Annotated in this window: 8 protein-coding genes; 4 read left to right on the top strand and 4 right to left on the bottom strand. The window is 57.2% G+C overall.

Features of this window, described 5'->3' with window-relative positions; genetic code table 11:
• Positions 1-207: 207 nt before the first annotated feature.
• From ALO_RS10855 to ALO_RS10870, 4 genes are all read right to left on the bottom strand, one after another.
• Positions 208-630 (bottom strand): hypothetical protein, encoded by a 423-nt coding sequence (locus ALO_RS10855; RefSeq protein ID WP_004095656.1) that lies wholly within the window; start codon positions 628-630, stop codon positions 208-210.
• An 87-nt stretch (positions 631-717) separates the two neighbouring features.
• Positions 718-1,314, bottom strand: a complete 597-nt coding sequence (locus ALO_RS10860) for a polymorphic toxin type 43 domain-containing protein (RefSeq protein ID WP_238528255.1) — start codon at positions 1,312-1,314, stop codon at positions 718-720.
• A 21-nt stretch (positions 1,315-1,335) separates the two neighbouring features.
• Complete coding sequence (pyk, locus tag ALO_RS10865; RefSeq protein ID WP_004095660.1) at positions 1,336-3,090, bottom strand: pyruvate kinase; 1,755 nt, start codon at positions 3,088-3,090, stop codon at positions 1,336-1,338.
• A gap of 3 nt (positions 3,091-3,093) precedes the next feature.
• The gene (locus ALO_RS10870; protein WP_004095662.1) at positions 3,094-4,266 is read right to left on the bottom strand and encodes a glycerate kinase; all 1,173 of its coding nucleotides are present in this window, start codon (positions 4,264-4,266) and stop codon (positions 3,094-3,096) included.
• Positions 4,267-4,489: 223 nt separating this feature from the next.
• On the opposite strand from ALO_RS10870, the gene ALO_RS10875 reads away from it, so the two are divergent.
• From ALO_RS10875 to ALO_RS10890, 4 genes are all read left to right on the top strand, one after another.
• Entirely contained in the window at positions 4,490-5,680 is a 1,191-nt protein-coding gene (locus tag ALO_RS10875; protein ID WP_004095665.1) for a CdaR family transcriptional regulator, read from the top strand.
• A complete protein-coding gene (locus ALO_RS10880; protein ID WP_004095667.1) occupies positions 5,673-7,562 on the top strand; it encodes a sigma-54-dependent Fis family transcriptional regulator in 1,890 nt (629 codons plus the stop codon). Before ALO_RS10875 ends, ALO_RS10880 begins: the two co-directional genes overlap by 8 nt.
• Before the next feature lie 227 nt (positions 7,563-7,789).
• Positions 7,790-9,058, top strand: a complete 1,269-nt coding sequence (locus ALO_RS10885; protein ID WP_004095672.1) for an SLC13 family permease — start codon at positions 7,790-7,792, stop codon at positions 9,056-9,058.
• Positions 9,059-9,132: 74 nt separating this feature from the next.
• On the top strand, positions 9,133-10,119 hold the full coding sequence (locus tag ALO_RS10890) for a zinc-dependent alcohol dehydrogenase (protein WP_004095673.1): 987 nt from the start codon (positions 9,133-9,135) through the stop codon (positions 10,117-10,119).
• Positions 10,120-10,134: the final 15 nt, after the last annotated feature.

The raw sequence follows: 10,134 nt of genomic DNA on the forward strand, positions 1-10,134 counted from the left end.
CGCTCAAAACGCATTCTAGCGCTTGAACGGTCTTTGTTTTGTATCATAAATTTTACAATATTGATTTTTTCATTGGTTTCGAACGGCCCCATGTACCGTGTTATACCTAGAATTCAGCGTAATTTAACTTCTTCAGTTCTTTCATTGCTTTATGTCGCAACTTCTGAGAGGCCCATTTTGCAGTTTCCACCTTAACCAAAGATTCCTTTAGATACTTTTTCTTTTCAGGTGGCAATTCGTCATACCATCCGAGGCCATTTCAGCCCAATATTTCGTTCCAAACTGAAGTCCTGCTCGAACTATCTCAGCAAAAGGGAAAAAGTCGTCGATGTCTATTTTAATGTCTAAAGAATTGAAGGAATTGGCTACCTCTTTTCTGATCTCATTCGATGGTTGCTCCAATAAGCTGACTAAGCGCCAAAATGAACCTGAATTACTTAGCCTGTATAAGCCAGATTCTACCTCAACAACCCATGTGCCGTCTTGCTGAACACCCAAAAGTAAACCTGGAGGATTGCAGTGTAGGATTGGATACCATTTTACCTTCTCTTCAGAATCTGGTAAAACAGATTCTTTGTAGTTAACAACCGAGGATATTAAACTCATAAAGGACTTTGTAGTATCAATCATAGCCGCTCTCCTTCTACATCTACTACATACCCATTGAATGAATGACTGGAAGCCCATAGCTTCCCATTACTTTCTGGAATTGTTGTCTTACTTCCGGAGTCCAGTTCTTCCAAAAATGGCCGCTTGCTTCGTTAGTGAATATTTCACATTAGGTCCACGCTTAAAAATCCCACCAACCACGGTAGACGTGTCGGCATTTATTGTATTTGCTAATGCAGCATGTTTTCCTTCGCCCACTAGGAAGGTGTTTGTTTTGGGATCAAAAACAAACTCAATTGCTCCTTCTTTTGGATAGTAATTCTTGATGGCTGCAACCGACGTTGAAGAAGAGTTTGCACCGAGCACACCTGGCGCAGGCCCAGATCCTTTCCCGATAGGAACGTTAACCGGCCCTTTAACAGCACCTCTAACCTTCAGCTTACTACTAACCAAGGCAGCAAGCAAGACATCCGGAGTAATAAGTTCCTTGCCATCCAAGGCATTATCTCCTACTGCTGTTGCTATAGTGACCGCCATAGAACCTGTCATCATACCACCCAGCATCAATGCACCCTGCAGTTGTTCCTTACCACCGTTATTGTAAAGAATGGTGTAAATATTGACTTCTAGCGAATACTTCGAGTCATATTCCGGGAATTTCTTCAGCTGGTCTTCTAATTCCGCTACTTCAATAGATGTAGTCATTTTATCCACTATTTCTGCTTTTTACCGTGCGTTGGCTTCTCCCTGATATACGACGCCCCGGCGGGGATCGATGGTGATGACTGTTCCCGGCGCTATGCCGCCGGTGGCGCCGGCGGCGCCCACAATGACGGGGATGTTATGGTGCAGCCCGGCGATTGCCGCATCGGAAGAGAGGCCGTCTTCCTCGGCGACGATAGCGGCGGCCTTGGCGGCCAATGGCGCGATTTGGCCGTTCATTTCCCGGATAACCAGGATATGGCCCTCAACCGCTCTGCCATCCCAAGCATCAGCGGCAGATACAATTATGGCGGGAGCGGTGACGGTCCGTTCGCCGATCCCTGTGCCGCGCGCCAGCACCCGTCCGACCACATGGACACGGATGGCGTTGGTGGTGCCCTGTGTGCCGGCGGGAAGACCGGCTGCCAGGACTACGAGATCGCCGTCAGACACCATGCCGGCGGCTGCCGCTGTCTTGATGCTGCTTTCCACCATCGAATCATAAGTGGGAGCGTTCTCCTGCAGGAGAGCATAGACACCCCAGAGCAGTTCGGCTTGTCTGGCGGTTTTTTCTGACGCCGTGACGGCGATCACCGGGCAATGGGGACGGTACTTGGACAGCATGCGCGCCGTATAGCCGGTCTCGGTAGCGGCAATGACGGCGGCTGCCTGGAGTTCGTGGGCGATCTGGGTGATGGCGTGGCTGATGGCTTCCGTGGTTGTGCATCGCGTCTGCAGGCCCTTTCGCCGCAGCAGGGCGGCAAAATCCAGCCCGCTCTCGGTTCTGAGGGCAATGCGGTTCATGGTCTCCACTGCCTGCACCGGATACAGGCCGGAGGCTGTTTCGCCGCTAAGCATAATGGCATCTGAACCGTCCAGAATGGCATTGGCGATATCCGTGGCTTCCGCCCGGGTGGGGCGGGGATTGGCAATCATAGATTCCAGCATTTGGGTGGCCGTAATGACTGGCTTGCCGCTGGCGTTGCATTTGGCGATCAGCTCTTTCTGCACCAGCGGCACGTCTTCCGAAGGAATTTCCACCCCCATGTCGCCGCGGGCCACCATGATGCCGTCGGCCACCCTCAGGATGGCGTCGATATTTTCTATGCCCGGGAGGTTTTCGATTTTAGCGATGATGCCCATACGGCTGCTGTGCGCTTCCAGCAGCCTGCGTATGGCCAGAATATCGTCGGGATGCTGGATGAACGAAGCGGCGATGAAATCCATCCCCTGTCCGGTGCCGAAGGTAATGTCGGCGATATCCTGCCCGGAGACGGGCGGCAGGCTGATGCGGACGCCGGGCACCGCCACCCGTTTGGTATTGCCGATTACGCCGCTGTTCTGCACGGTGGTAATGATGTCCTCGCCGGAGATTTCATTCACCGTCAGGCTGATCAGGCCGTCGGCCAGGAGGATTCTGGCGCCGGGGGAGACCTCGTTGGCCAGATTTTTATAGCTGACCGCTGCCTTTTCCGCTGTTCCCTCGATATTCTGTCCGGTCAGGATGAAGCGCCGGCCTGCCTTTAACTCGGCTTTGCCGCCGGCGAACCTGCCCAGGCGCATTTCCGGGCCTTTGGTATCCAGCATCAGGGCAATATGCCGGCCGGCCCGCGCGGCGGCTTCGCGCACCAGGGCGATACGCCCGGCGTGGTCGTCGTGGCTGCCGTGGGAAAAGTTGAACCGGGCCACATTCATGCCGGCGGCGATCATTTGATCCAGTATTCCCGCCCCATCCGTGCTGGGACCAACAGTACAGACGATTTTTGTGCGTTTTAGCATAAGCTATCTCTCCTCCGTTAACAGCTTCTTCTCAAAAGACATGGCGTGTCCGACCAGAAGCAGGCGGCAGACCCTGGCTGTCGCCGCCTGAATGAGCTCGGCCGCGGTTTCCATGCATTCGCTCAGGGACATGGGACCTGGAACAATGCTGGCGGCGGCGGCGATGCCCTGTTCCAGGACGCTTTCGTAGTCACGGCCCAGCCCGCCGGAGAGGCAGACAACGGGAATCTGATGTTGCCCGGCTATTTTGGCGACTCCCACCGGAGCCTTGCCGTAGGCCGTCTGGAAATCGGTGCTGCCTTCGCCGGTAATGACCAGGTTTGCTTCCTGGACCAGGCCGGCGAAATCCGTGGCGGACAGGACGATATCAACGCCCGGCCGCAGCTGGGCATCGGTAAAGTACATCAGTCCCGCCCCCAGGCCGCCTGCCGCTCCCGCGCCGGGAAGGCCGGCGATATTTCTGCCGGTGGCTTGTCCGGCAATAGCCGCGAACCGCTCCAGGGCGGCATCCAGCTCCTGAATCGTAGCCGGCGTCGCTCCCTTTTGCGGGCCGTAAACGGCGGAGGCGCCCCTTTCGCCGCACAGCGGATTGTCCACGTCGCAGGCCACCAGAATGCTCGCCTCGGCGAGCAGGGGATGGATATTTGTCATGTCGATGGACGACAGCTCTGCCAGGGCCGCGCCGCCGTAAGGGAGGCCGCGGCCCGCTGCATCGAGGAAACGCACGCCGAGGGCCTGGGCCATGCCGGCGCCGCCGTCATTGGTGGCGCTGCCGCCGATGCCGATGATCAGCCGGCGCAGCCCCTGCCGCAAGGCGGCGCTGATGAGCTGCCCCGTTCCATAGGTCGTGGTGCGGCGGGGATCTCGCTGTTCAGCCGGGACCAGGGTGAGGCCCGAAGCGGCGGCCATTTCGATAACGGCGGTTTCACCGTCGCCCAGAATCCCCCAGAAAGCTTCCACCGGCGTTCCCAACGGTCCGGTAACCGTTTCGGCCATCATTCTGCCGCCTGTCGCCGCTACCAGGGATTCCACTGTACCTTCCCCGCCGTCGGCGATCGGGACTTTGCGGACCCGGGCATCGGGGAAAACCGATAAAACGCCGCGTTCCATGGCATTGGCCACTGCTGTGGCCGGCAGGCTGCCTTTAAAAGAATCGGGCGCCACTACAAATAGCATGCTGACACTTCCTTTCTACTCTACCGTTTCTGTCATCGGTGCAACAGCACCGTATAGTTTCATTTTCCGGCGCAGGATCAAAAATTTCAATTATTGAACTTTACAATAGAATTTCATCCGGTTGGCGCCGGATTAGACATTTTGCACAATTTTGCAGCAGTATTGGATTTTTTCTCCGGCTGATGTTATATAATATATACAATGAAACTAGGGGTGGTAGGCCGTGATTATTACGCAGGAACTGGCGCAGCAGATTGTCGACACCATCACGCCGATTGTCCGGCAGAATATCAATATTATGGATAATACGGGCAGAATCATCGGCTCCGGCCAGCCGGACCGGATCCATTCGCTTCACCGGGGCTCCTTGTCGGTCCTGGAAAGCGGAGAATGCATCGAGATTTATCCGGAGGAACTGGAACGTTATCCGGGGTCGCAGCCGGGGGTGAACCGCCCTATTGTGCTGCGGGGGCGAAGCGTCGGCGTTGCCGGCGTTTCCGGCTGTCCGGATGAGGTCCGGGATACGGCCAAACTGGTCACCATGGTCGCCGAACTCATTCTGGAGCGGGAACTCCTAATCGAGGAGTTTAAAACCTATTCCAGCTTAAAAGAACAGTTTGTCCATCTGCTGCTGTCGCCACAGGCGCCAAAGCAGCAGGTGCAGATCGGCAGAATTGCCGGGCTGCTGCGGATCGACCCCTCGCTGTTCCGTTTGGCGGCGGTAGCCAGCTTAAAGACGCCGGAGGAAGCGGAAGGGACTGCCGGCAGGGCGGAGGAACTGGTCTTCGCGCGGTACCGGGAGCATCTGTCGCAGCTGCTGGAAACTTCCGGCCTGTTTACGCCCCAGGATTTGTTTGTGTTCGGCGATAACGGGCTGATTATGCTCAAAACCTTTGATGCGGACAGCCCGCCGGATGAGTTTGCCGCATGGGGCGGCCAGGTCGCCGCGGCGTTAGGCCGGGAACAGCCTGTATCCCTGCAGCGGCTGGCCCTGGGCAGCCTGGCGCGGCAGCCGCTGCAGCTTTATCATTCCTACCGGGAGGCGCAGTCCATCCTGCGGCATGCCGCGGGCCGGGAGAAGGTGGTCTCGGTCTACGATTTTGACGCCCTGGCCGATTATCTGATCCAAGAGCCGGGTGCGGTGCAAACCTGCCTGGCTTTTCAGTATTTGCAGGAAAAATTGTCGAGAAGAATAGACAGAACCTATGCTATGCGCGATACGATCCAAGGTCTCCTGGCGCATAACCTGAACGTGTCGGATACAGCAAAGGCTTTGTACATCCACAGGAACACCCTGATTTTCCGGCTGGACAAGCTGCGGGAACTGACCGGGCTGTGGCCGGCCCGGTTTTTTGCCCATGCGGTCCTGTGCAAATTGCTGGTCGCCGGCGACAAGGAGGCATACTGTGATTAAGGTGATCTTATTCGCTCCCTATCAAGAATACAAGCAATTCGCCGAAGAGGTGTTCGCCGAACTGGCGGAGGAAGATGTGGAACTGCAGGCAATCTACGCCATAGGCGTCAAGTTTATCGAAACCCGGCAGTTTGAATGCGACGCTGTCATTGCCAGGGGCGTTACCGCGTCGGCTCTGCGCCAGGCCTATACGGCGATTCCGGTTATCGACCTGCCAGTTACCGGCTATGACGTGATCCATGCCGTGCATCAGTGCAGACAGCGCTTTCAGGCGCGCAAAATTGCCGTCATGGGTTCGGATTCGATGATTTACGGCGCCAAAACCATCGCCGCTGTTCTGGGGGTCGAGATTGTCTGTTATGCGGTGGAACGGGAAGAGGACGCTGAGCGGTGTCTGCAGGCGGCCCGGCAGGCAGGGACGGAAGCAGTGATCAGCGGCGCCATGGCGGTGGCTATTGCCGGGAAGATGGGCATGAACGCGGTGCTGATCGAATCAGGCAAAGAGGCGATTTTTCAGGCTGTGCGGGAGGCCGTTCGCACGGCGCGCGTTGCCCGGCTCAACCAGGAAGCGGCCTTACGGGTCAAGGCTATCATGGATTACGCCTATGAAGGCATTGTAGCCATCGATGAGAAAGGCATCATCACCGTGTTCAATAAAACGGCGGAAGAAATAATCCGGGTGAAAGCTCGAACGGCGCTGGGCAGGCACATCCGCAGCGTACTGCCCCGCACAGGGCTGCTCAGGGTGCTGGAAACCGGCATGGCCGAGCTGGGCGAACTGCAGGAAATCAACGGCGTCATGGTGGCGAAAAACCGGGTGCCGGTGAAAGTGAAGGACCGGGTTGCCGGGGCGGTGGCCACCTTTCAGAATGCGGCGAGGCTGCAGGAAATGGAAGGGCGCATCCGGGAGAAGATCCACCATAAGGGGCTGGCCGCCAAGTATTCGTTTGCCGATCTCATCGGAGCCAGCCAGGCGCTGCGGGATGTGATCGAAGACAGCCGCAAATTCAGCGGCGTTGATTCCAATATTCTGCTGACCGGTGAAACCGGCACCGGCAAGGAACTGATCGCCCAGAGCTGCCACAATGCCAGCCGCCGCCGGACAGGGCCGTTCGTGGCCGTCAATTGCGCGGCGCTGCCGGAAAATCTCCTGGAAAGTGAGTTTTTCGGCTACGTGGAGGGCGCGTTTACCGGTGCGGCGAAGGGCGGCAAGCCAGGGCTGTTTGAACTGGCCCACCGGGGGACGATTTTCCTGGATGAAGTGTCGGAAATTCCGCTGCCTCTGCAGGGACGCCTCCTGCGTGTGCTGCAGGAACGGGAAATCATGCGCCTGGGAGACGACCGGGTCATTCCGGTGGACGTGCGGGTGATATCGGCGACCAACAAAAATATCAGGCAGCTTTCGGCGATGGGCCGCTTCCGGGAGGACCTGCTGTACCGGCTGGATGTCCTCCATATCAAAATACCGCCGTTGCGCGAGCGGGACCGGGACAGGGACATCCTGCTTTTGGTCCGCCATTTTCTTTCCGTCTATAGTCACAAATTCAGCAAAAATATTACCAGACTGTCGCCGGCGGCGGAAGAAATGCTGCTGCGGTATTCCTGGCCCGGCAACGTCTGCGAGCGCCTCGCGGTTCTCGCCGACGGCTCAAGGATTGAGGCGGCGGATGTGGTGAAAGTGCTGGATGCCGGGCAGGAAAGCCGGAAGCCGGGAGCAAGCCTGAGACAAAAGACCAGGGAGGCTCATGTCGCGGACCTGAGTGAGGAGAGTATCCGGGATGCCTGCAAACGGGCCGGCGGCAATAAGACCAAAGCGGCTGAACTGCTGGGAGTGAGCCGGACGACTCTGTGGCGCCGGCTGGCGCAGGAAAAAAACAGCTAATTCGTTTCGCTAGGGTGTTTCGTGAAACGAGAAACAGTTGCAATGAAACGGTCATCCAGGAAGTACCGCCTGCCGGATCAGGCAAAATGCAGTCCGGCAGGCGGTACTTTCTTTGGCATGAATTTTGCAATGCATTGTTAACGGAATTTTTCGAATTGCCGGGGAGGTGGATGCTGCGGTTTCGGTTCAAAGGGAATTCACCTATACAATGCGAGGAGGGGATGGGAATGTCTTTGGCTGCGATTTCGCTGGCGGCGCTTATTGCCGTCATCATCGTAAGCTGTATATCGACGCGGAATATCGGCATCATGGCGTTGGGTGTGGCCCTGGTCATCGGCCATTATTTAGGCGGCATGAAGGTCGACGAGATTCTGCGGGGATATCCGACCAGCCTGTTTATCATGCTGGCCGGCACCACCTTTTTATTTGGCATAGCCCAGATCAACGGCACCCTGGAGAAAATCACCAAGCACGTGATTAAGGGCATCCGGGGCAATGTGGCGCTTTTGCCGATCCTGCTGTTTTTCATTGCCCTGGCGATCGGCGCCGCCGGTCCGGGGCCGACCGTGACGGCGGCGCTGCTGGCGCCTACGGTGATGCTGCTGGCCAAGGAGCTGAATATCAACCCGCTGCTGCTGGCGGTCATGGCCGGCAACGGCGGTCACGCCGGCGGCATGTCGCCGATTGCCATCGGTGGCATTATTACCACCGGGCTGACCGCCAGACTGGGCCTGACTGACGTCAGCGGGCTGATCTGGCTGAATAACGTACTGGTCCATCTCGGCGCCTCCATTGTCGCCTTTTTTGTCTTTGGCGGCATGAAGCTGCTGAAAAACCGCCAGCCGGGAGAAAGCAGCGTGCTGGCCGGCTTGCAGGTGGAGCCGCTTAACCGGCAGCAGGGTTATACGGTCATCGGGCTTTTGGTCTATATTATCGGCGTGATGGTTTTCAAGCTGGACATCGGCCTGGGCGCCTTTCTGATCGGCATGGTCCTAATCTTTCTCAAGGCGGCCGATGAAGACAAGGCGATCAAGGCCATGCCCTGGGGCGCCATCCTGATGGTCACCGGCGTCACGGTGATGATTACGCTGATGACCAAGGTCGGCGGCATTGACCTCTTCGCCGGCCTGATCGCGCGGTTTTCCTCCGCCTCCACCATCATCCCGGTCACCGGTTTCGTGTCCGGCCTGATATCGGCCTATGCCAGCACCACCGGCGTGATCCTGCCCACCTTCGTGCCCATGGCGCCCGCTTTGCTGGAGAAGGTGGGAGCGTCGGCCAGCGAACTGCTGCCGCTCATCTCGGCCATTGTGTCCTGCGGCTTTGTGGTCGATATGAGCCCGCTGTCCACCAGCGGCGCCATCTATCTGGCCAATGCCCACGCCAGTGAGGATAAGGCCAAGCTGTTTAAAAACATGCTCATCTGGGGACTGAGCATGGCGGCGGTAGGCGCCGTCATTGCCTGGACCGCATTTTCCCTGCTGGGGATACCCTGAGAGGCATCCGCAGTTCACGGATTCATGATTAGCCTAAACCAAAATTAAACCAATGATAATGAGGAGGAAGAACTATGTCGGTTAAAACCCGTGCAGCCTTATTAAAAGCGCCTTATGATATCGAACTTGTGGAAAAGGAACTGGTATGCGGCGAGGACGATATTATCGTCAAAAACCATTTGATCGGCATCTGCGGCTCGGATAAAAACTTCTACCGGGGGCAAATGCCGCCCAAAACGGCCGAATTCCGCCAGGACCCCAAATTTCCCTTTTGGCTGGGGCATGAGAGCGGCGGCACGGTCGTCGAAGTCGGCGCCAAAGTCAGCGAATACAAGGTGGGAGACCAGGTCATCGCCTTTGGCTGGTGCAATAATTACGCCGACTATTTCATGGCCAAGGCATTCCAGCTGCAGCCCGTGCCAGAGGGGCTGGACATGGACCTGGCGAGCCTGGGGGAACCGCTGGCCTGCGCCATGTACTCGGGCCTGCACTCTGGCGTCCAGCTGGGAGACGTTGTCGTCGTGATGGGCGGCGGCTTTGCCGGCCAGGTCATCGCCCAGTGCGCCAAAAAGAAGGGCGCCACCAAAGTGGTTGTCGCCGATGTGCTGGACGGCAAGCTGGAACTGGCCCGGAAGCTGGGGGCGGACATCGCTGTCAATCTGAAAAAACAGGATTTAAATCAAATCGTGCAGGACCTGACGGCAGGGCAAGGCGCTGATGTCGTAGTGGAAGCGGCGGGCAGCGAAAGCTCCTTTAACACCGCTTCGGAAATCATCAGGCACAACGGCAAATTTGTCTTCTACAGCTGGGTTACCCAGCCGATTACCCTCAATATCAGCCGCTGGCACGACGACGGGCTGGAGTTTATCAATACCTGCCTGGTGCATCACACCTGGCGCGAGCGCTATGTATGGACGCCGCCCTCGCTGCGCCCGGTGGTGCAGGGGGATGTGGAGGTCAGACCGCTGATCACCCATGAGTTCAAGCTCAGTGAGATCAAAGCTGCGTTTGAACTGGCCGACAAGGACGACACGGCCATCAAGATCGTGCTGCGGCCTTAAGGCAAAAAAAGGATG

Source organism: Acetonema longum DSM 6540, from assembly GCF_000219125.1.
GTDB lineage: Bacteria > Bacillota > Negativicutes > Sporomusales > Acetonemataceae > Acetonema > Acetonema longum.

Coding starts and splice junctions, on each gene's coding strand:
- ALO_RS10855 (WP_004095656.1), bottom strand. CDS start 630: ATGATTGATACTACAAAGTCCTTTATGAGTTTAATATCCTCGGTTGTT.
- ALO_RS10860 (WP_238528255.1), bottom strand. CDS start 1,314: ATGACTACATCTATTGAAGTAGCGGAATTAGAAGACCAGCTGAAGAAA.
- pyk (WP_004095660.1), bottom strand. CDS start 3,090: ATGCTAAAACGCACAAAAATCGTCTGTACTGTTGGTCCCAGCACGGAT.
- ALO_RS10870 (WP_004095662.1), bottom strand. CDS start 4,266: ATGCTATTTGTAGTGGCGCCCGATTCTTTTAAAGGCAGCCTGCCGGCC.
- ALO_RS10885 (WP_004095672.1), top strand. CDS start 7,790: ATGTCTTTGGCTGCGATTTCGCTGGCGGCGCTTATTGCCGTCATCATC.
- ALO_RS10890 (WP_004095673.1), top strand. CDS start 9,133: ATGTCGGTTAAAACCCGTGCAGCCTTATTAAAAGCGCCTTATGATATC.